Annotated in this window: 22 protein-coding genes and 1 pseudogene; 7 read left to right on the top strand and 16 right to left on the bottom strand. The window is 68.3% G+C overall.

Features of this window, described 5'->3' with window-relative positions:
• Positions 1 to 2 precede the first annotated feature (2 nt).
• The 8 genes from BMZ47_RS02730 to BMZ47_RS02700 all read right to left on the bottom strand — a co-directional run bounded on the left by BMZ47_RS02730 (position 3) and on the right by BMZ47_RS02700 (position 5,257).
• On the bottom strand, positions 3 to 623 hold the full coding sequence (locus BMZ47_RS02730; RefSeq protein WP_091858333.1) for an ssDNA-binding protein: 621 nt from the start codon (positions 621 to 623) through the stop codon (positions 3 to 5).
• A gap of 11 nt (positions 624 to 634) precedes the next feature.
• On the bottom strand, positions 635 to 1,906 hold the full coding sequence (locus BMZ47_RS02725) for a DUF2800 domain-containing protein (RefSeq protein WP_091858330.1): 1,272 nt from the start codon (positions 1,904 to 1,906) through the stop codon (positions 635 to 637).
• Entirely contained in the window at positions 1,906 to 2,454 is a 549-nt protein-coding gene (locus tag BMZ47_RS02720) for a hypothetical protein (RefSeq protein ID WP_091858327.1), read from the bottom strand. Before BMZ47_RS02720 ends, BMZ47_RS02725 begins: the two co-directional genes overlap by 1 nt.
• The gene (locus tag BMZ47_RS02715; protein WP_091858324.1) at positions 2,451 to 3,749 is read right to left on the bottom strand and encodes an SNF2-related protein; all 1,299 of its coding nucleotides are present in this window, start codon (positions 3,747 to 3,749) and stop codon (positions 2,451 to 2,453) included. The genes BMZ47_RS02720 and BMZ47_RS02715 overlap by 4 nt, the downstream gene beginning before the upstream one ends.
• Positions 3,749 to 4,153, bottom strand: a complete 405-nt coding sequence (locus tag BMZ47_RS02710) for a hypothetical protein (RefSeq protein WP_139220909.1) — start codon at positions 4,151 to 4,153, stop codon at positions 3,749 to 3,751. The genes BMZ47_RS02715 and BMZ47_RS02710 overlap by 1 nt, the downstream gene beginning before the upstream one ends.
• Positions 4,137 to 4,541 carry a RuvC family protein gene (locus BMZ47_RS27740; RefSeq protein WP_139220908.1) on the bottom strand — a complete coding sequence of 135 codons (405 nt, stop codon included), beginning with the start codon at positions 4,539 to 4,541 and terminating at the stop codon, positions 4,137 to 4,139. Before BMZ47_RS27740 ends, BMZ47_RS02710 begins: the two co-directional genes overlap by 17 nt.
• 82 nt (positions 4,542 to 4,623) lie before the next feature.
• A complete protein-coding gene (locus tag BMZ47_RS27735; protein WP_139220907.1) occupies positions 4,624 to 4,950 on the bottom strand; it encodes a hypothetical protein in 327 nt (108 codons plus the stop codon).
• 82 nt (positions 4,951 to 5,032) lie between these two features.
• Entirely contained in the window at positions 5,033 to 5,257 is a 225-nt protein-coding gene (locus BMZ47_RS02700) for a hypothetical protein (RefSeq protein WP_139220906.1), read from the bottom strand.
• 129 nt (positions 5,258 to 5,386) lie between these two features.
• Here BMZ47_RS02700 and BMZ47_RS02695 point away from each other — a divergent pair, with 129 nt between their 5' ends.
• From BMZ47_RS02695 to BMZ47_RS02665, 7 genes and pseudogenes are all read left to right on the top strand, one after another.
• Positions 5,387 to 5,848, top strand: coding sequence for a helix-turn-helix domain-containing protein (locus BMZ47_RS02695; protein ID WP_091858313.1), 462 nt, complete (start codon positions 5,387 to 5,389; stop codon positions 5,846 to 5,848).
• A pseudogene (locus BMZ47_RS29280) lies at positions 5,826 to 5,924 on the top strand (hypothetical protein); the annotation flags it as partial. The gene BMZ47_RS02695 and the pseudogene BMZ47_RS29280, both read left to right, overlap by 23 nt.
• 62 nt (positions 5,925 to 5,986) lie before the next feature.
• Positions 5,987 to 7,039, top strand: a complete 1,053-nt coding sequence (locus BMZ47_RS02685; RefSeq protein ID WP_091858310.1) for a tyrosine-type recombinase/integrase — start codon at positions 5,987 to 5,989, stop codon at positions 7,037 to 7,039.
• Positions 7,040 to 7,277: 238 nt separating this feature from the next.
• Positions 7,278 to 7,613, top strand: a complete 336-nt coding sequence (locus tag BMZ47_RS02680; protein ID WP_007559558.1) for a helix-turn-helix domain-containing protein — start codon at positions 7,278 to 7,280, stop codon at positions 7,611 to 7,613.
• 154 nt (positions 7,614 to 7,767) lie between these two features.
• Positions 7,768 to 8,505 (top strand): PIG-L deacetylase family protein, encoded by a 738-nt coding sequence (locus tag BMZ47_RS02675; RefSeq protein WP_091858307.1) that lies wholly within the window; start codon positions 7,768 to 7,770, stop codon positions 8,503 to 8,505.
• Positions 8,502 to 9,095 (top strand): class I SAM-dependent DNA methyltransferase, encoded by a 594-nt coding sequence (locus tag BMZ47_RS02670; RefSeq protein ID WP_007559561.1) that lies wholly within the window; start codon positions 8,502 to 8,504, stop codon positions 9,093 to 9,095. The genes BMZ47_RS02675 and BMZ47_RS02670 overlap by 4 nt, the downstream gene beginning before the upstream one ends.
• Entirely contained in the window at positions 9,092 to 9,943 is an 852-nt protein-coding gene (locus BMZ47_RS02665; protein ID WP_091858304.1) for a glycosyltransferase family 2 protein, read from the top strand. Before BMZ47_RS02670 ends, BMZ47_RS02665 begins: the two co-directional genes overlap by 4 nt.
• Positions 9,944 to 10,024: 81 nt before the next feature.
• Here the strand turns inward: BMZ47_RS02665 and BMZ47_RS02660 are convergent, their stop codons facing one another.
• The 8 genes from BMZ47_RS02660 to BMZ47_RS02625 all read right to left on the bottom strand — a co-directional run bounded on the left by BMZ47_RS02660 (position 10,025) and on the right by BMZ47_RS02625 (position 20,500).
• The gene (locus BMZ47_RS02660) at positions 10,025 to 10,996 is read right to left on the bottom strand and encodes an HpcH/HpaI aldolase/citrate lyase family protein (RefSeq protein WP_007559565.1); all 972 of its coding nucleotides are present in this window, start codon (positions 10,994 to 10,996) and stop codon (positions 10,025 to 10,027) included.
• A gap of 107 nt (positions 10,997 to 11,103) precedes the next feature.
• Entirely contained in the window at positions 11,104 to 13,866 is a 2,763-nt protein-coding gene (locus BMZ47_RS02655) for a phosphoenolpyruvate carboxylase (protein ID WP_091858302.1), read from the bottom strand.
• A gap of 243 nt (positions 13,867 to 14,109) precedes the next feature.
• Entirely contained in the window at positions 14,110 to 15,000 is an 891-nt protein-coding gene (sucD, locus tag BMZ47_RS02650; RefSeq protein ID WP_007559569.1) for a succinate--CoA ligase subunit alpha, read from the bottom strand.
• A gap of 14 nt (positions 15,001 to 15,014) precedes the next feature.
• Positions 15,015 to 16,193 (bottom strand): malate--CoA ligase subunit beta, encoded by a 1,179-nt coding sequence (locus tag BMZ47_RS02645; protein ID WP_007559571.1) that lies wholly within the window; start codon positions 16,191 to 16,193, stop codon positions 15,015 to 15,017.
• A 238-nt stretch (positions 16,194 to 16,431) separates the two neighbouring features.
• A complete protein-coding gene (gene fchA / locus BMZ47_RS02640) occupies positions 16,432 to 17,073 on the bottom strand; it encodes a methenyltetrahydrofolate cyclohydrolase (protein ID WP_091858299.1) in 642 nt (213 codons plus the stop codon).
• 10 nt (positions 17,074 to 17,083) lie between these two features.
• Complete coding sequence (locus tag BMZ47_RS02635; protein WP_007559576.1) at positions 17,084 to 17,947, bottom strand: NADP-dependent methylenetetrahydromethanopterin/methylenetetrahydrofolate dehydrogenase; 864 nt, start codon at positions 17,945 to 17,947, stop codon at positions 17,084 to 17,086.
• Between the two features lie 299 nt (positions 17,948 to 18,246).
• Positions 18,247 to 19,188, bottom strand: coding sequence for a D-2-hydroxyacid dehydrogenase (locus tag BMZ47_RS02630; RefSeq protein WP_091858296.1), 942 nt, complete (start codon positions 19,186 to 19,188; stop codon positions 18,247 to 18,249).
• 103 nt (positions 19,189 to 19,291) lie between these two features.
• Entirely contained in the window at positions 19,292 to 20,500 is a 1,209-nt protein-coding gene (locus BMZ47_RS02625; protein ID WP_050734410.1) for an aminotransferase class V-fold PLP-dependent enzyme, read from the bottom strand.
• Positions 20,501 to 20,792 lie beyond the last annotated feature (292 nt).

The raw sequence follows: 20,792 nt of genomic DNA, 5'->3' as shown, positions 1-20,792 counted from the left end.
GATCAGGAGAACAGCGCGCCCGCGCCGTCATGCACGTCCCCTGCCCCGCCGCCGGGGGCGTCGTCGTCATCCGGGATCGCCTCGAAGTACTTGGACGGATCCGCCTGGATGCCGCCGAGCTTCTCGCCGTCCTTCGCGTGCTGGACCATGCTGATCCCGATCGACACGCCGCGGCCGTTCTCGTCGCTCTCCCAGGTGTAGGCGTGGATCGCGGCGTAGCCGTAGCAGCCGGAATACAGGTCGCGCCCCTCGACGGCGGCCGTGACCTTCTTCGAGAGCAGCGCCGGCTGGAGATTGGAGGCGCAGCGGATGAAGTACATCCCCTCCAGCTCCGGGTAGCGCGCGCCGGTCTTCTTCGAGACGCCCTGCGGGCCGTCGCCGTCCAGGATCGGCTGCTTGATCGCGCCGTTCTTCAGCAGCTCGATCGCCTTCTCACCCCACTCGGCCTTGGCCGCCTCGATCACGGCCGCCTTGATCTCGGACAGGTCGGCCGACTTCGGGAACAACAGGTTCACCTCGTACTTGACCTTGGTCGGGTCCTTCTTGTTGGGTCTTGGCTTATAGAGGTTCACTCGCGACAAACGGGCGAGCGGCGAGCGGAAATCTTCGGTTCGCGAAGTCATCTTGTATCCTTTCAGTCATCGATGATGTCGAATAATTGATGCGCCTTCGGCTTGACCGGATTGCGCACCGTCTTGTCCTGCCGGACCAGGGAGGTTCCGGCAGTGGGCACCGTCGAGTATTTTTCGACGAGCTTGGCGAGGTGCGGGCCGAGCGCCTTGCGAATCTGCTTGGGCGTTCTCAGCTTCGGCGCATTCCTGAACTGGTCGTCGGGCAGCTCGGCCCAGACGCAGGCGGCGATCACGTCCGCCTCGACACCGTCGTTCCAGCGCTCGCGGCCGACCTTGGGGACGAGCTGGTAGTTCGGGATCTCGACGCCGGCCTCTGTCTGGGCGTGGGCATGGGCCCGCACGGCGTTGAGCCAATTCTGGATCATGTCGGCGTGGTCGAGGATCTCCGCGATCGTCTCGGTGGTGAGCCGGCCGACCGTGTTCTCCTGCTCGGCGCCGCTCTCGTCCTTGAAGAACAGGTGGGCCTTCGCCATCGCGGCGTTCGCCAAAGCGGGGCATGTGCCGGCGCACGGGCAGAACGTGCAGTGATCGCCCGACGCGAGGTGGGTGCGTGCCCACGCGTCGAAGGCCGCGTTGTCCACCAGGGCCCCGTGCAAGCCGGTTTCGGCGGCCTTCGCCTGGCCCATCGCCTCCAGCAGCTCGCCCGTCCAGTCGATCAGGTCGGCGATGTGGAAGGTCTCGGACCGGATGGGCCCGTCCCGGTGCGGCGCCCGCGGCTGGACGATCGTCACCTTGACGTGCTGGATGTCGAGGCCCGGGAAGGCCAGGACGGCGCCGAGCGCGTAGGTGCGGGCCTGCTTGTTGCCGAGCGCCTCGACCACGATCCCCCGGCCGCCCTTGAGATCGACGACCTCCAGGAGCTGCTCACCGTCGTGGAAGATGACCGCGTCGGCCGTGCCGCCGGCCTCGAACGGCGGATGGATCGCCTCCAGGGAGAACCGCCGCTCGATCCATAGCGGCTTGATCCCGAACACGGCCGCGTCGGTCACGTAGTCGATGTAGACCTGGGCGGTCTCGGCCAGCTCCTCATCGACCTCGATCCGGTGACGCTTCGTCGTCACGAAGCGGCCGATCCATTCCGCGGCAGCCTTCTCGGTCCGCAGGCAGTCCTCGGCGACCTCGTGGCAGGCGGTGCCCCAGGCAGCCGCCTCGCTCTCGCTGTCAGCCCGTCCGGTCTCACCGGACAAAGCGAGGCTGCCGGCGCACGCCCACAGCCGGGCGCTGGCGCTGGCGGGCCATTGCGCATGATCCCGCTGGGCGTGGCCGGCCGACATCACGCCACCTTCGGGCGGTTGTAAGGGTTCTCGGCGATGGCCTTGCGCAGCGCCCGGGTCGCCTTCTCGATCTCGTCGTCCGGCACCCTCGAGAAGGCCGGGTAGCCGATGATCTTCGGCCCGTCCTCTTGGGCCGCCGGCATGCCGTAGACCCTGGCGTACTCGCCGCCCGCGTTGCGCATGACGTTCCGGTCGAACAGCTCCTCGGGCTCGACCTTGGCGGCTGCCGCGGCGGCCTCGACGGCCTTGCTGCTCTCGGCCGCCTCGTCGGCTGCGTCCTGCACCTTCACATCCGGCGTCGGATCGGCGGGCGGGGTCGGACCGGGCTTGTCGGCGGCCTTGCGGGTCGAACGCTTGGCCGCCTCCTTCGTGGGCTCCTGGGCGGCCGGCTCGACCACCCCTGTGTCGGACGACACATCAGACACTCCGGCCGTGACCTGCGTGCCGGCCGGCGGCGGCCGGAAGAATCCGATCGCGGCTAAGCTCTGGTCGATCTGGGTCCGCAGGTCGCCGCGGTCCGGATGCGCTTCGACATGGATGGTGATCACTGGAGAACCTCTTTGATGGATGCGATTTTGCGCACTAAGACCGCGGTCAGGGCCTCGTCGATCGAGCCCGCGAGCGCGGCGACTCTCACCAAGCACTGCTGCTTCTGAGCGTGATTGGTGATCCGGAGGGCGGCCTGTTTCATGTCCTTCGGAGCGAAGCTCTGCTCGACGAAGATCAGGTCGCGCGAAACCGACAGGTCGATCGCCTCGCCCGCGGCGGTAATCTGCCCGATGAAGACCCGGGCGCGGTTGGCCTGGAACGCCTCGACCACGGCGGCCCGCCTCGCCGCCGGGGTCGAACCGTCGAGGACGACCGGCTTGTAGGCCTTGAGCAGGCGCTGAAGCGCCTCGATCGCCCCGGTGTGCCAGCACATCAGGACGACGCGCTGCATCTTCCCGCTCTCGATCTCCTCCCGCACCAGCTCGGCGACCGCGTGCGCCTTGGCGATCCCGGTCACGCGCCGGAGCGTGCCCAGGTGCTGTTCGAGCGTCCTGGTGTCGCCGGTCTCCGCGGCGTCGAGGATCTCGTCGGCGTCTGGGATGTCCGCCAGGGCGGCCCGAATCGCGGCTGAGCCGACAGCGCCGCCGTCGAGCGCGAGCGTCGCATAGATGGGCGCACGGATCCCCACGTCCTGCTGGGTCCGGCGCAGCCACAGCCCGTCGAGGCGCTGGCGCAGCTCCGCTTCGTTCTTCCCGCGCTTGACGATCGGCTTCCACGCGCCGGCCACGAACTTGCGCCGGACGACGCAATAGCGGCCCATGAACTGGTCGAAGGTGAGATCGCTCACCCGCTCCGGCGCCAGCGTCTTGAGCATGGGCCACAGGTCGAGCGGGCTGTTCGGCATGGGCGTTCCAGACAGACAGAATGTCCGGTCGGCCGCGGCGGCGAAGTCCATCGCGGCGACGGTGCGCTTCGCCTCGAACGATTTGGCGTAGTGGCTCTCGTCGAGCACCACCAGCTCGGGGCGCCAGCCGGCAAGGTGCTCGCGTTGCATCGCGTCGCCGATCGTCGACCAGCCCACGACCGCCACGTCCGTCTGCGGCTGCACGCGGCCGATCGTGCCCATCAGCACCTGGACCTGCCGCGGGAAGGCCTGCCACTCCCGGACCTCGCGGCCGAAGTTGAACCGGCCCGACGCCGTGGTGACGACCAGGACGCGCCGGGCCATCAGGAAGTCCAGCGCCAGGATCGCGGCGCCGGTCTTGCCCACGCGGGGCTCGTCCGCCAGCAGCAGCCCGCCATTCGCGAGGAACTGGCCGCCGACGATCTGGTGCGGGAGGGGAACGGGCTGCATCACAGGCCGGCCCGCTCGACCACCCTGCCCAGATAGGCGAACAGGGCGCCGATTCGTCCGGTCACATCGACCCGGACCGGTTTGCCACCGGCTGGAACGACCAGCAGGTAGTGACGGTCGCCGTCACGGAACGCGGAGACCAGATCGGCCTGGACGGTATTCTCGGCGTAGCGCGTGGGCTCGCCCGAGGAGGCTGAGAAGGCCTCCAGGCGCAGAAACAGCGCATCGCGCGCCTGCGGGCCCACCGTGCCCATCCCCGGGGGCTTGGGCTCGAAACGACGCGCTTCGGATAAGCGCGGATCGGCGCCGTGCTCGCGGCCGTAGCCCATAGCCAGTTCGGGTATGAACGCCACGCGGCGCGGGATCGGCTGGGCGAAGTCGGGGATGTCACGCGAACAAGTCATTGGCGCCTTCTTGAAGCCGGCCGTACTCGGCGATCAGTGCGGCCTCGGCGAAGTCGAGCCGGCGGTTGCGGAACTCAGTCGCGAGCGCCGGCCAGCGGCGCATCGCCTCCATGCGGGCGTCATCCTTCCCGCCCTTGAGCTTGAGGGTGCGCTTCCAGACCTGCGGCGGGACGCGGGTGTGTCTGATCCGCAGGCCCATCAGCAGGTATTCCGGGGCGCCAGCCGCCCTTCCGAAGTTGAAAGCGGCGCTCGCTGACTGCCCATCCATACCTCCGACCAGCTCTATATAAGCAACGTCTGGAGACATATCAGACAAGAGTGCCATAAGGGCAAAGCCATCGACTTCGTCCTTATCGCTTGCACCACGCCGCACCTTGAGGCGCGGCATGTCGAAGATGCGTGCAGTGTGGCCCTCCACGAGCGCAAGGGCACCCTTGGCACCAGGATCTATCCCCACAATCCTCATCGACTCATTTTTCTGCGTTCGCGCGTTTACCTCTTAGCTCCGGCCATCGCTGCTGATCGTACCATTCCGGAATATCACCGCCGACCAAGCAACCAGTTGGCATATCGTCGTAGAATGGCTCGATTGATAGATCATTCTCGATAATTTTAGCCTGGTCTAAAAGCAATTTTTCACATTTTTCCTTTAGATCGTTGTTTTTTGTGTGCCTTGCAATGCTATCGATTTCTTCCAAGGCTTCATTGACCTCTGATTTAGCGATTTTACCGCGTATTTCGGGCCGAAGTCGCGGAGCAAAGCGCCAGAACATTGCAATGTCGCCATATAAACTCATGAGACACCTCGGAATGATGAGGCCTGTGCCTGAGCTATCTGGCCCGAGCCTCTGGAACAAAAGCAGAACGGCAAGCTCGATGCTACCTTTTTATGTACGGCAGCAGCGAAACCGGCTGACCGTGTTCCAGCTCTAGGACACCTATCAAGAGGGGTAGCCAGGCGCCTGGGACAGAGTCGCGGCGCCACCATTTCTCGGCGGCGTCCGCCATCGGCTGCTCAAAACCGTAGGCTGCCAGCAGACTCCGCATGGTTGCGCAGTCTGGAAAGAAGGCCTTCAAGAATTTGGTGCTGCTGAACTCGGCCATCGCCTCACCCGTCTGATGCAACCATGCATTAACGGACAAAATGTCATACGTCAACGATAGGGGTTGGCGTTCCGGACAAAATGTCTTATGACGCCTTAGCGGTGCTGTTACCGAGGAGATCCGGACGCGATGAACACTAAGCTCGACGACACGACTGCAGGGCGCGGCGATGCCCCAATGCTGAAAGAAGGTCTGGCAGCGCCGTCAGACGACAATGTCCGAAAGGGCAAGCTGCACATGATTGCGGGCAAGATCGCGGAGCTACGTCGGGATCGAGGCTGGTCACAGGCCGAGTTGGCCCGGCGCGCAGGCCTGAACCGCAACGTCGTCAACACCACCGAGAACGAGACAAGCTTCCCGACCCGCGAGAACCTTCAGCGCATCGCCAATGCGCTGTCGATCAACCTGCACGAGCTGACGGACGTGTACGTCCAGGAGGCGCACCACAAGGCGCCGGCCGCTCTCAACATCACAGAGGCGCAGGGCCGCCCCGGTCACGTCTGGGTGCAGGTCAACCGGATGCTCAAGACAGCCACGGCGCTAAAGGTTTTCGAGCTGATCGCCAACGATGACACAGACCCTTCTCACTGAAGCCGACGTTGCGGCGAGACTGCGATGCTCAGTCTCCAAGGTGCGCAAACTCAGATACGCAGGTCGTCTCGCATTCCTGCCCGGACGACCCGTTCTTATCCGTGAAAGCGACTTCGACGGCTTTCTGGAGACCGAAAGATGTCTAAGGCACCCACACTTGAACTACACGAAAACGGCCGATATTACATCCACTGGATCGAAGGACGCAGAACTCGCCGTGTTTCGACGGGCGAACGCGAAATGGCTAAGGCTCAGAGGTTCTTCGGCCAGTGGCTCCTTAACGAGAAACATGCCGCCCAGCATCCGGAAACCTCGGTCGTAGATTTCAAGACGGTCTGGGATCAGTACATCACCGACCACATGTCGAAATGCGTGTCCGGCAAGAGCGTCGCCGGCTGGGGCAAATACCTGATTGCGGGCTTCGGCGATCTCGCAGTCGCGGATATCGGGCAAGCCCATCTCGACAAGTACGTGCGCGACCGCAGCGCCGGCCGGATTGGCACGCCTGCCAAGCTGAGCACGATATGGAATGAGGTGGGCAAGCTCAAGGCGGCGATCAACTTCGCGATCAAGCGCAAGAAGCTGCCGGCGTCGGCCCGCCCCGAGCTGGACAACATAGCCCCGCCGGAGGCCCGCGAGCGCTGGCTGCGCGTCGAGGAGGTCAACAAGATCCTCGCCAAAGCCGCCGAAAGGCGCAGGGGCAACCGCCTCTCCCGGGTCGAGCGCTTCCTGCACATCGCGATCGAAACGGCCGCGCGCCGGGCCGTGATCGAACGGCTCCAGTGGGATCAGGTCGATCTGGAGGCCGGCGTCATCCACTACCACCGCTACGGCGACCTGCGCTCGAAGAAGAAGCGCCCGAGCGTGCCCATTTCGAACGCCCTCAGGCCGGTCCTGGAGCGGGCCTACAAGGAGCGGATCTCGGATTACGTGCTCGATCACCCGGGCGAGATCTACAAGCCGGTCCTAGGGGTCGCCAAAGCCGCGGGCGTGAAGGGCGTCTATCCGCACATCTTCCGCCACACCTCCGCGACCTGGATGGCGCGGCGCGGCGTACCGCTCTGGAAGATCGCCGGCATCCTCGGGAACTCGGTCCAGGTGGTCGAGCGGGTCTATGCGAAGCACTCGCCCGATGGGCTCGCAGACGCCGTGGAGGCCATTTCCATCGGGCGCGCGGCGGTTGCGGCTTGAGCGCAAGCTTGGGCGCAAATGTCTGATTGCGTCACTTTTGGGCGCACTTTGTGCCGGACACGTGTCAGATACGGTCAGACGTGCAAAGTCGAAAAAATGTCTGGCGCCGTCTGATGAGCCGCTTATGTTCTGCAAGGATTAATTTCAGCACAATTATGGTCACGGCGCATCGGGCGGCGCCCTGAACCGATCGGCGGCCGTTATCGTTGTCGATCATCGTACAGTGACGAGCGACGGGATGGAGGACGACGTGGCGGGATCGGACGAGAGCGGCCAGGCCGGGGCGAGCGCGCTCGCGATGAGCCCGGCGCAGTCGCGGGCGGCCCGCGGGCTGCTCGGATGGTCCGAGGCAGACCTCGCCGCCAAGGTCGGCCTGGACGAGCAATTCGTGCGCGACTTCGAGAGCGGCTACGGCGATCCGCCGAGCGGGCAGATCGAGGCCCTGCGCAGCGCCCTGTGCACCGCCGGCGCGGTGTTCGACGACGCGCCCAATCCCGGCGTCCACCTGGCCGCCCAGGCCACGGCCGACGAGGGCGTCCGGCTCGGCGCCCTGACCACCGAGAACGATCGGTAGGGCCTGCCATGGGCGGTCCCGGTCATGACGCGTTCAGCCGCCGGGGCCGATAGCCGGGGGGCTCGATCCGCACGTCGTCCCAGGAGGGATCCGTGACCGTTCTTCTCGACCGCCCCATCCGAACCGAGGCGCACGTCATGGCGGGGGCACGCTGATGCGAGCCGACGCTTTCCTGGCGGCCGCCGACGCGCTTCCGGTAGCGGATCTCGACAGCCTGGTGGCGCGCGGCGGCCTCGTCGTGGTCGCGCCCCATCCCGACGACGAGAGCCTGGGCTGTGGGGGCCTGATCGCGGCGGCGCGCGCCGCCGGCCGCGACGTGCGCCTCGTGGTGGTCAGCGACGGCTGCGGCTCGCACACCCATTCCCGGCTCTACCCGCCGGACAAGCTGCGGACTCTGCGCGAGGCGGAGACGCTCCGGGCCGTGGCGATCCTCGGCCTCGCCGCGGATTCCGTCACCTTCCTGCGCCTGCCCGACGCGCATGTGCCGAGCGCAGGGCCCGAGGCCGAGGCCGCCGCCCATGCCGTCGTGCAGGCCGCCACCGCCTGCGAGGCCGGCGCGGTGTTCGTGACCTGGCGGCACGATCCCCATTGCGACCACAAGGCGTCGGCCGCCATCGTCGGCCTGGCCCGGCCGCTCATGCCCAAAGTTGCGGTCTACGAATACCCGGTCTGGGGCTGGACCCTGCCGCCGGAGACCGAGGTCGGGCCGGCGCCGGACGGCCTGCGCCTCGACGTGTCGGCCTATCGCGCGGCCAAGGCCCGCGCGGTCGCGGCGCACGAATCCCAGACGACCGACCTGATCGCGGACGATCCCACGGGCTTTCGCCTGGAGCCCGCGATGATCGACCGGCTCTGCGGCCCCTACGAGCGCTTCGTCAGGATCCCCGCATGAGCCGGGCCACGCAGACCATGCCGGCGGATTACTTCGCCGGCATCTACGCCAGCGATCCGGATCCCTGGAAGTTCACGAGTTCGGCCTACGAGCGCGACAAATACGCGGCGACTTTGGCCTGCCTGCCGCGGCCGCGCTACCGCGCCGCCTTCGAGCCGGCCTGCGCGATCGGGGTGTTCACCCGGGCCCTGTCCGAGCGCTGCGACCGCCTCCTGGCAAGCGACCTGATCCCGGCCGCCGTCGAGGCCGCCCGGGCCCGTTGCGCCGACCGGCCGACGGTTGAGATCCGCCAGGGCGCCGTGCCGGCGGACTGGCCGGAGGGGCGGTTCGACCTGATCGTGCTGTCGGAGTTTCTATATTTCCTCGCGCCGCCCGACCTCACCGAGCTGGTTCGGCGTGTCGGCGGGGCGATCGAGCCCGGCGGCGACCTCGTGCTGGTCCACTGGATCGGCGAGACTGACTATCCGCAATCGGGCGACGAGGCGGTCGAGAGCTTCATCGCGCAGGCCGCACCGTTCGCCGGCCTGCTGCATCAGGACCGGACCGACAAATACCGGCTCGATGTGCTGCGTGCGGGAGGTGCCGCGTGAGCACCACGGTCATCACCCTCAACAAGGGCCGGGGCGCGCATCTCGCCCGGCTGCTTGAAGGCCTGGGGCGCGGCACGCCACCCGAAGCTTGCATCGTCGTCGAGATCGGCGGCGACGACGCGCCCCTGCCGGATCTGCCGTTCCCGGTCGAGCGCGTCCCGTTCCCGCGGGACGGCCTGCCGCTCGCCGCCGCGCGCAATGCCGGGCGCCGGGCGGCGCGGACCGACACGCTGGTCTTCCTCGATGTCGATTGCATCCCGTCCCGCGGCCTGGTCGCCGGCCTGTCGCGGGCGGTCGCCGAGCACGACGCCCTGATCTGCTGCGAGATCGGCTACCTGCCGGCCGGCGCGGTCACGGATGGCTGGGACGAGGCCGATCTCGACCGGCTCGGCCATCCGCACCCGGTGCGCACCTTCCCGGCCCCGGGCCGGGTCGCGCCGGCACCGCAGCCCGGCCTGTTCTGGTCCCTGGCCTTCGCGGTGCGGGCCGCGACCTACGACCGGATCGGCGGCTTCGACGAATCCTTCTCCGGCTACGGGGCGGAGGATACCGACCTGGCGTTCCGGGCCGACGCGGCCGGTGTGCCGATCCTGTTCCTCGGCGGCCCCCGGGCCTATCACCAGCACCATGGGAGCTACGACCCACCGCTCCAGCATTTTCGCGACATCGTCGCCAACGCCGCCCGCTTCCACGCCCGCCACGGCTTCTGGCCGATGGACGGCTGGCTCGACGGGTTCGCGCGCCTCGGCCTGATCGCACCGGACCGGTCGAACGGAATCGTGGTCCATCGCGACCCGACTCCGGCGGAGATGGCGGCGGCGCGGCTGCCGGACGCGCGGCCGTTCTGAGCGGATCGCGTCGCGACCGGTGATCCCGGCCGCGACGCGAAGTTGGGCCGCCCTTCTCCGCAAGGAGAAGGGCGAGGCCTCTCACGCCTTCATGGCGTCCGCCTTCTCGATCAGCGCCTCGGCCATGCGGATCGACGCGATGTCGATCAGGCGGCCGTCGAGGGAGACGGCGCCGCGGCCGGCCTTGGCGGCCTCCTGCATGGCTTCCAGGATGCGGCGGGCCTTGGTGACCTCGGCCTCCGACGGGGTGAACACCTCGTTGGCGAGGTCGATCTGCGAGGGGTGGATCGCCCACTTGCCCTCGAAGCCGAGCGCGGCGCAGCGCTTGGCCGCCGAGCGGTAGCCGTCCGGATCCGAGAAGTCGCCGAACGGGCCGTCGATCGGGCGCAGGCCGTAGGCGCGGCAGGCGACCAGCATGCGGTTCTGGGCGAACAGCCACGGATCCTGCCAATGGGTCTGGCGGTTGCCGGCCTCGTCCTTGTCGGTGAGCACCGAGAAGTCGGGGTTGACGCCGCCGATGACCGTGGAGCGGGCGCGAGTCGAGGCGGCGTAGTCGGCCACGCCGAAGGACATCGCCTCCAGGCGCTTCGACGACTGGGCGATCGCCTCGACATTGGCCATGCCGAGCGCGGTCTCGATCAGCACCTCGAAGCCGATCTGCTTCTCGCGCTTCTTGGCCTGCTCGATCTGGGTGACCAGCACGTCGATGGCGTAGACGTCGGCCGGCACGCCGACCTTGGGGATCAGCACCATGTCGAGCCGCGGGCAGGCTTCGACGATGTCGACCACGTCGCGGTACATGTAGTGGGTGTCGAGACCGTTGATGCGGATCATCATGGTCTTGTTGCCCCAATCCAGGTCGTTGAGCGCCTGGATGATGTTGGTGCGGGCCTTCTCCTTGTCGTCGGGCGCGACCGCATCCTCGAGGTCGAGGAAGATCACGTCGGCTGCCGACTGGGCCGACTTCTCCATGAAGGTCGGGTTGGAGCCCGGGACGGCGAGTTCGGAGCGGTGCAGGCGCGGCTTGGCCTGCTGGATCAGGGTGAAGCTCATGGGTGTTTCTCTCTCCTGGTTACGGTTCTGATGCCGCCGGGGTGCGTGTGAATCGCCCTCCGGGAACAAGATGGGTCACGGGTCGGCGGGCGACAGAGCGGCGCGCCTCACCCGGTCGAGCCGAAGGCGACCGCGATGCAGTTGATCGACAAGAGCAGGGCGGATTTCACCGCCTCGCGCCGGTCCTCGTCGGTCTCGGCCCGGTAGCGGGCCAGCAACTCGACCTGCTCGCGCCCGACCTGGTTGATCGTCGGCAACCGCCCCTTCAGCCGGTCGCGGAACAGCGGGAAGCGCTCGGCCAGCTCGGTTCCGCCGCTCACCCGCAGCACCATCTCGCGGGTCAGCGCGTACTCGGCCTCGATCATCGCGAAGATCCGGTCCCGGACGCCCGCGTCGGGGACGAGGCCGGCATAGGCGCGGGCGATGTCGAGATCGACCATCATCAGGGTCTTCTCGACCTCGTCGAGGACCAAGCGGAACACCCGGGATTCCTGGAACAGGCGCTTCAGGGTCGCCTCGCCGTCCCGGCCGCGCACCTCGAGGAAGCTCGCCAGCCCCGAGCCGACGCCGTACCAGCCGGTGATCACGTGCCGGTTCTGCGACCAGGCGAACACCCAGGGGATCGCCCGCAGGTCCGAGAGCGAGCGGGCGCCGAACCGGCGCGCCGGGCGCGAGCCGATATTCAGGAGCGCGATCTCGTCCAGCGGGCTCGCCGACTGGAAATAGTCGACCAGGCCATCGGTCTGGAGCAGGCGGACATAGGCGGCCCGCGAGGCGCCGGCGAGCGCCTCCAGGGCGTCGTCGTGGCCGACACTCGCCCGCTCGCCGTCGCCCGCCAGGGCGTGCTCGAACACCGAGGCGGCGAGCAGCTCCATCTGGTAGGCGGCGGTGCCGCGGTTGGCGTATTTGAACGAGACGACCTCGCCCTGCTCGGTGGTGCGGAACCGGCCGCGGATCGAGCCCGGCGGCTGGGCCATGATGCCCCGATGGGTCGGCACGCCGCCCCGGCTCACCGAGCCGCCGCGGCCGTGGAAGAACGCGATGCCGACGCCGAGCTCCTGGCCGAGCCGGGTCAGCTTGCTCTGCGCCTTGTACAGCTCCCAGTTGGCGGCGACGAAGCCGCCATCCTTGTTGGAGTCGGAATAGCCGATCATCACCTCCTGCACCCCGCCCTGCCAGCGGGTCGAGCGGCGCACCACCGGCACGCCCAGGAGCTCGCGCATGATCGCCGGGGCGGCGCGCAGGTCGTCGATCGTCTCGAACAGGGGCACGATCGCGAGCGGGCAGATTTCCGGACGGATCTCGGGGCCCGCGGCGTCGAGGAACACGCCGGCCTCCTTGGCGAGCAGGTAGGCCCCGAGGATATCCTCCACCGACCGGGTCATCGACAGGACGAAGGCGCCGAACGCCTCCCGGTCGAGGCATTCGCGCATCTCGGCCACCAGCGCGAAGGTCGCCAGCGTCTCGCGGGCGGCGTCGGGCAGGCTCTCGAAGGAGCGCTCCGGATCCCGGGGCCGGACCAGCTCGGCGTCGAGCCATTGCCGCCAGGCCGCCGAGCCCAGAGCCGGGGGCTCGCCCTCGCCGTTGCGCTGGCGCCAGAGCGCCTGGAGCGTCTCGGTGGTCCGGGTGGTGTTCTCGCGCAGGTCGAGCCGGACCGTGGAGAAGCGGAAGATTTCGACCATGCGGCGGACCGGCCGGACCAGGTCGCGGCCGAGCGCGCCGCACTTGGCGTCCTCCAGGCCCCGCTCCAGGGTGCGCAGATCCTCGATCAGGCCGTCGGCGCTGGCATAGTCCGGCCCGGACGGGTGCTCGCCCTCGTTGCGGGCGATGGTCGCGTCGAGCTTGCGCAGGACGCAGGTGAGATACTGGCGATACGGCTCGCCGGGATTGCGCCGGGCGATGGCCCGGGCCTGACCGCTCTCGGCGAGCTGCCGGTCGAGCTCCTGGCGGAACGTCTCCGGCAGCGGCAGGGCACGCTCCGTGAGCGAGAGCGTCCGGCCGAGCTCGTGCACGCCGTCGCGGTAGCGGTTGAGCGAGGCCAGCGCGTTCCGGTGCAGGGCCTGCCGGGTGACCGCCGCCGTGACGTAGGGATTGCCGTCCCGGTCGCCGCCGATCCACGAGCCGAACTGGAAGAACGGCGGCACCTTGAACGGCGTGCCCGGATAGGCCTCGGCCAGGGATTCCTCCAGGGTGTCCATGGTCTCGGGCAGCATCTCGAACAGGGTCTCGTCGAAGAAGTGCAGCCCCCAGGCGACCTCCCGCTCGACGGTGGCCTTCTCCAGGTGTAGCTCGCCGGTCATCCAGACCAGCTCGATCTGATCGCGCAGCTCGTTCATGAGCCCGTTGCGCTCGCGGTCGGTCCAGCGCGGCATCTCCAGCTCGCGCAGCACGAGGTAGATCCGCCGGAACTTCTCCAGCACCGTCACCCGCTTGCCCTCGGTCGGGTGCGCGGTGAGCGTCGGCCGGATGCGCAGGTCGGAGAGCAGCGCCTGGATCTGCGCCGGCTGGATCCCCTTGGCGCGGGCCTCGGCGAACACCTTCGCGAACGACCCGCTCAGCGCGGCCCGCCCCTCCGTGCGCTCGACGTGCCGGCGCCGGCGCATCGCGGCATTCTGCTCGGCGATCGAGATCAGGTGGAACCAGATCCCCTGCACCTGGAGGGCGCGCGCCAGCATCTCCGGCGAGAAGCGCGAGATGTCGGCCGTGCCGTGCAGCACCGCCTCGAGATCCGGGTCGTGCCGGCGGGCGACGTCGAGCAGGGCCTGGAACAGGATGTCGAGGGCCTGTTCGGCCGAGGTGCCGGTGATCACCGGCGGCGCGAAGGCGCTGGCCTCGGCGAGGCCGGGGGATGCGTGAAGGGTACGGGTCATGGAGCCACCTCGTGGCGCACGGTTTTTTTCAAAGGTCGGCGCGACGCACTCCCTCCCCCCTCTGCGGGGGAGGGTGGCCCGCGAAGCGGGTCGGGAGAGGGGAGCGACGCTTCCGGAAAGCGCGCGATGGGCGTGAAACCCGCTACCGTCGCGCTGCCCCTCTCCCGACCCGGCCTGACGGCCGGCCCACCCTCTCCCGCAGAGGGGAGAGGGAGGACCTCGCGCTTGGCATCCGGCGTCGCGTCAAGCCGCCCGGGCGAGCACGTCGGCGACGGTCTGGCCGAAGGAGCCGGGATCGGGCGCCACGGTCAGGCCGTAGGAGCGCATGATCTCGGCCTTCTCGGCGGCGCTGTCGCCGGCCGCCGAGATGATCGCCCCGGCATGGCCCATGCGGCGGCCCTTCGGGGCCGTGAGCCCGGCCACGAAGCCGATCACCGGCTTCGACATGTTGTCCCGGATCCAGGCCGAGGCCTCGGCTTCCTGCGGGCCGCCGATCTCGCCGATCATCAGCACCGCGTCGGTGTCCGGATCGGTCTCGAACAGGGCGAGGTGGTCGAGGAAGGACGAGCCGTTGATCGGGTCGCCGCCGATGCCGACCGAGGTCGAGATCCCGAGGCCCAGCTCCTTGAGCTGCGAGGCGGCCTCGTAGCCCAGGGTTCCCGAGCGCGAGATCACCCCGACATTGCCCTTTAGGTAGATGTGGCCGGGCATGATCCCCAGCATCGCCTTGCCGGGCGAGATGATGCCGGCGCAGTTCGGGCCGACCACCATGGTGCGGCGATCCCGCGGGTAGCGCATCAGGTAGCGCTTCACCCGCATCATGTCCTGGGCCGGGATGCCGTCGGTGATCGAGCAGACCAGCCGCAGGCCGGCATCGGCCGCCTCCATGATGGCGTCCGCCGCAAACGGCGGCGCCACGAAGGTGATCGAGGTGGTGGCCCCCGTGGCGGCGACCGCCTCCTTGACGGTGTTGAACACCGGCAGGCCGAGATGGGTGCGGCCGCCCTTGCCCGGGGTGACACCGCCCACGACGTTGGTGCCGTAGTCCAGCATCTCCTTGGCGTGGAAGGTGCCCTTGTCGCCCGTGATGCCCTGGACGATGATCGGGGTGGTTTCGTCGATGAGGATGCTCATGGCGTGGTCTCCCCTCAGCGGTTCTTCTTGGCGGCGTCGCAGGCGTCGACCGCCTTGCGCGCCGCGTCCGACAGGGTGTCGGCGGTGATCAGGTCGAGGCCACTCTCGGCCAGGATCTTCTGGCCGGCCTCGACATTCGTGCCGGCGAGCCGCACCACCAGGGGCACGTCGATCTTCACCTCCCGGGCAGCCTGGATCACGCCCTCGGCGACCCAGTCGCAGCGGTTGATGCCGGCGAAGATGTTGACCAGGATCGCCTTCACGTTGCGGTCCGACAGCACCAGCCGGAACGCCGTCGCGACGCGTTCCGGAGAAGCACCACCACCGACATCCAAGAAATTCGCCGGCTCACCGCCCGCGTGCTTGATCATGTCCATGGTGGCCATGGCGAGGCCGGCGCCGTTGACGATACAGCCGATCTCGCCCTCGAGCCCGATATAGCTGAGGTTGTGCTCGGCGGCCTGGGCCTCGCGGGGGTCGCCCTGCGAGGGGTCGTGCATGTCGGCGATGCCCGGCCGGCGGAACATCGCGTTGTCGTCGAAGCTCATCTTGGCATCGAGGGCCAGAACCCGGTCGTCCTTGGTGACGACCAGCGGGTTGATCTCCAGCATCGTGCCGTCGCAATCGCGGAACGCCCGGTAGGCGTTCATGATGGTCTTCACCGCGGCCGAGACCTGCTTGATGTTCAGGCCGAGCTGGAAGGCGATCTCCCGGGCCTGGAATTGCTGCAGGCCCACCGCCGGCTCGACGACGACCTGGATCAGCGCCTCCGGCTCGTTGGCGGCGATCTCCTCGATATCCATGCCGCCGCGCTGGCTGGCGATGACGCGCACGCGCTCGGCCTTCCGGTCCAGCACGTAGCCGAGATAAAGCTCGCGCTCGAACGGGTCGGCGGTCTCGACATAGACCCGCTGGACCGGCTTGCCCTCGGGCCCGGTCTGCAGGGTGACGAGGCGCTTGCCGAGCAGCTCCTTGGCGGCGTCGCGGACCTCGTTGTAGGTCCGGCACAGCTTGATCCCGCCGGCCTTGCCGCGGGCGCCCGCATGGATCTGCGCCTTCACGGCCCAGAACGAGCCGCCGAGCTCGGTGGCGGCGTAGACCGCCTGGTCCGGGCTGAACGCGATGGCGCCCTTCGGGACCGCCACACCGAAGCTCGCGAGCAGCTCCTTGGCTTGGTACTCGTGGACGTCCATTCGGCGCCTCCTCCGCGGTCGTTGCCGCCGTTTGTCGCCGTCTACTTTAGTTGAGCGGGAAGATTACGCCCGTCAAATTTTTTGATCCGCCGGTTCAGGCGGCCTTTTTCGCGGATGCAAAACACGTCGGAGTCACTATTGCACCGCAGCATTCCGGCAAAAAGAAAGGCCGGGCGCCCGATGCACCCGGCCTTCACTGTCGATCCATTTGCAACACCCGTAGCGGGTGCGGTCCGGTTCAGTTCACCTTGGCCTTGACGACCCCGTAGACCTTCTCGGTCAGCGCGCCGGCCTCGGCCAGCAGGCCTTCGAGTTCCTGGAGCCGCTCGTCGGCAAAATCCCGGTCCTCGATCCCCTTGGCGTTGACGTAGACGTTCAGCGCCGCGCTGCGCAGGCCGGCATAGGCCGAGAGCACCGCAACGCCGGCATCGGAGACGACGTTGAGATTGCCCTTCTCGGCCGTGATCGCCGCGAGGTCGATCACCGTCCGGCAGGCGCGGCAGCAGGAGAGCGGCACGTCGGTGGCCGTCTTCAGCGCTGCCTGGATCGCCGTAGCGCGGGCCGCCTTCTCGTCGTCGGTGCCCTTGGGCAGGCCGTAGGCGCCCATCACGGCGTCGAAGGCCTGGACGTCCTCGCCGATCATGCCGGTGAGCACGACCCGCAGGCCCTCGGACCGGGCGAGCACGTCCTTCAGCTCGGCCTCGACCTCCACGTACTTCTTCTTGCCGATGGTGAGGTTGCAGACCATCGAGACCAGGGCCGCGCCCATGGCGCCGGAGATCGCCGCCGCGCCGCCGCCGCCGGGGGTCGGGGCGGCACTCGCCAGCCCCGTCAGGAAGGTCTCGATGCTGTCGGTCTCGGGGGGACGCGTGTCGGTCACCGGCGCCTCCTCAGGCCATCGACTTGGCGAGCGCGTAGATCTCCTCGGCATCGAGCACCTGCTCGGTGCTCTCGAAGAGCTGGCCGACGCAGGCCCGGTGCAGCTTGAGCTTCAGGCCGCCGATGCCGAGCGCCCCGAACGCCTTCTTGCCGTTGCGGTCCTTGCCCTTGTCCATCACCTCGATGCCACCGATCCCGGTCGGGGGCTGGGCATTGTAGTCGGCGACGATCTCGACCGCCGGATCCTGGGCCCAAGCGGCCTCGGGCAGCAGCTCGACCCCGATGGCGCCGGCCGTGAAGATGAGGTTCTTGCCCTTCACCAGGGCGATGCGGGAGGCCTCGTCCGGCGTCGCGGCGGCCTTCACGTTGACCTTGAAGCGCGCATTGATCGCGTCGGCGGCGGCCTGGGTCTTGTCGAGGGCGCGGCCCGCGATCGTCACCTCGGCGCCCTCGCCGGCGAGCAGCGCGGCCGAGCGCATGCCGACCGGGCCGGTGCCCGCCAGCACGACGGCCGTCTTGCCCTGGAGCGAGCCGGCGGCCTTGGCCACCAGCGCGACGCCGGCGGCGGCCGTGGTGTTGGAGCCGTTGGAATCGAGCATGACCGAGACCCGGAACGGGCCGAAGAAGCGCTTCTTGACGGCGGTGAACAGCTCCTCGCCGGCCGCCATGCTGCCGCCGCCGACGAAGATCGCCGTCGACTTCTTCTCGGAGCCGCCGCGCGTGTAGATCGTGCCGTCGACCAGCGCGCCGACATTGTCCGGATTCACGCCGCCGTAGCCGGTGATGTGGTCGGCACCGCCATCGTAGCCGACGACCGTGTCGAACACGTTCGGCACGGCATCGGTGTCGAACAGGAACAGCAGCTTCTTTGTCATGCTTTTTGACCTTATCCGTCGCGCCTGTGAGGCGCCGTCGTGATGTCTTCTCGATCCGTTCCCAATCTCGAGGGGAGCGGACGGCCTAAATGTCAGAACTCGGCTCCGCGCGTCTCCCTCCCCCCTCTGCGGGGGTGGGTGGCCCCTGCGTCAGCAGGGGTCGGGAGAGGGGAACCCGGCTTCCGGAAGAGGCGCGACCGGCATGAGGGGCGCAGCCCGCTTCTGCGCCGTCGCTCCCCTCTCCCGACCCCCTCCGGGGGCCACCCTCCCCCGCAGAGGGGGGAGGGAGAGCCCGAACCCTACTCCACCACGTTCTGCGGCTTGCCGGCGACGAACGCCTCGACGTTGTCGACGAGCTGGTCTGCCAGGATCTGCATCGCCTCCTTGCTGGCCCAGGCGACGTGCGGGGTCACGATCAGGTTCGGCAGGTCGGCCTCGCACAGGATGTTGCCGTCTTTCGGCGGCTCCTGCGCGACCACGTCGAAGCCCGCCCCCGCGATGGTGCCGTCCTTGAGCGCGGCCAGCAGCGCCGCCTCGTCCACCAGCCCGCCCCGGGCGGTGTTGATCAGGATGGCGCTCTTCTTCATCCGCTTCAGCTCGGCGGCGCCGATCATCCCCTTGGTGTCGGGGGTGAGCGGCACGTGCAGCGTGATCACATCGGACTGCGTCAGGATCGTCTCGAAATCGACTAGCCCGTCCTGCGGGAACACGTCGTAGGCCAGGACCTTCATGCCCAGCGCCTCGGCGCGCTTGCCGATCGACTTGCCGAGCGCCCCGTAGCCGACGATGCCGAGCGTCGAGCCGGCGATGTCGTAGATCGGGTAGTCGAAGTAGCAGAATTGCTTGGACTTCGCCCAATCGCCCCGCTTCACGGAGTTGGCGTAGGGCACGATCGCCCGGCGCAGGGCGAACATCAGCCCGACCACGTGCTCGGGCACGGTGTTGAACGCGTAGTTGCGGATGTTGACGACCGTGATGCCCTGCGCCTTGGCCTGGGCCTTGTCGACCACGTCGGTGCCGGTGGCGGCCACCGCGATCAGCTTCAGGTCGGGGAGCTGCTTCAGGGTCTCGGCCCGCATCGGGACCTTGTTGATCAGCGCGATCTCCGCCCCCTGGAGCCGAGCCACCGTGTCCTCCGGCGTCCAGGTCGAGTCGTGCTCGACATACTCGTGCGGGAAGCTGAACGGCCGGACCGTCGCGTCGAGGGACTCACGGTCCAGGAACACGATTTTCTTCGTCATGGATCCCCTCTCGGGCGACGGGCGGTTTCCTCGGGATTCTTGTTCTTACTTGCGCGTCGAAGCGGAGCCGGCAAGCCGACCCCGCTTCGACGACGGGCGTGAATTACGCCTTGTGCAGCGGATTCTCGCGCAGGTAGCTCGATGCCGCGGCGACGCCCGAGCCCGGCGTGACCTTGATGCCGCAATCGAGCATCGCCATCTCGGCGCCCGCGATGGCGCCGAGCAGGGACAGCTCGTTCAGGTCGCCCAGGTGGCCGATCCGGAACACCTTACCGGCGACTTTCGACAGGCCGGCGCCCAGCGAGAGGTTGTAGCGCTCGTAGGCATGCGTGATCACCTTGGCGGCGTCGGCGCCCTCCGGCACCACGATCGCCGTGACCGTGTCGGAGTTCCACTTCGGCTCCTTGGCGCAGGGCTTGAGGCCCCAGGCCGCCACCGCCTGGCGGGTCGCCTCGGCGAGGACGTGATGGCGGTGGTAGATGTTCTCCAGCCCCTCCTCCTTCACGATCGCCAGGGCCTCGCGCAGGCCGTAGAGCAGCGGGAGGACCGGGGTGTAGGGGAAGTAGCCGGTGGCGTTGGCCGCGAGCTGGTCCTTCCAGGCGAAGTAGGCGTGGCCGAGCCGGTCGTTGCGGCCGGTGCCGCCCTCGGCGATCTTCAGCGCCTTGGGGCTGATGCAGATCAGGCCGAGGCCGGCCGGCAGCATGAAGCCCTTCTGCGAGCCCGCGATGGCGCAATCGACCTTCCACTCGTCCATGTAGAACGGCAGCGAGCCGATCGACGAGATGCCGTCCACGAACAGCAGCGCCGGGTGGCCGGCGGCGTCGAGCGCCTTGCGCACGGCGGCGATGTCGCTGGTGACGCCGGTGGCGGTCTCGTTGTGGACGACCATCACGGCCTTGATGGCGTGGTCCTTATCGGCCCGGAGCGCCTCCTCGATCTTCTGCGGATCGGCGCCGGCGCCCCACTCCTCCTCCTGGACGATCACGTCGAGGCCGAGGCGCTGGGCCATGTCGACCCAGAGGTGGCTGAACTGGCCGTAGCGGGACGTCAGCACCTTGTCGCCGCGGCAGAGTGTGTTGGACAGGGCCGATTCCCAGATGCCGGTGCCCGAGGACGGGAACAGGATGACCGTCCCGGCGGTCGAGCCGAACACGATCTTGGCGTCCTGCAGCAGCGGCTTCACCAGCTCGGGGAAGCCCGGCGAGCGGTGATCCTCGGACGGCACGTGCATCGCGCGCAGGACGCGGTCCGGGATGTTCGTGGGGCCGGGGATGAAGAGATGGTTGCGACCGGGGCGCCGGGTTGCGGCCATGGTGTTTCCTCCAAAAACTCTGTTGTGCGCGGGCGGACCCGCGCCGGTTCGTTCGAACGTCCTCGGCGGCCGTGTCGGGCATCCTGCGAGCGGCGCCGGTGGCCGCGGCAGACCGCAGCGTCCCGAACGTCATCCGCGTCATCCGTGGATCGGGGGGCTCAGCGGAGCGGCAGGCGGCCTCGTGCCGCTCGCGTCGCGGCGCGCCCCCGCGCGCCGGTCGCCTCCGAAATGCCGTCCCGTTCTACGGCGCCTCGTCTCAAGGCACCCTGGCCGCCTTCCAGTACGCGTCCGG

The sequence above is a fragment of the Methylobacterium brachiatum genome (assembly GCF_900113845.1).
Classification (GTDB): domain Bacteria; phylum Pseudomonadota; class Alphaproteobacteria; order Rhizobiales; family Beijerinckiaceae; genus Methylobacterium; species Methylobacterium brachiatum.
This window is presented reverse-complemented; position numbering and strand designations above follow the sequence as displayed.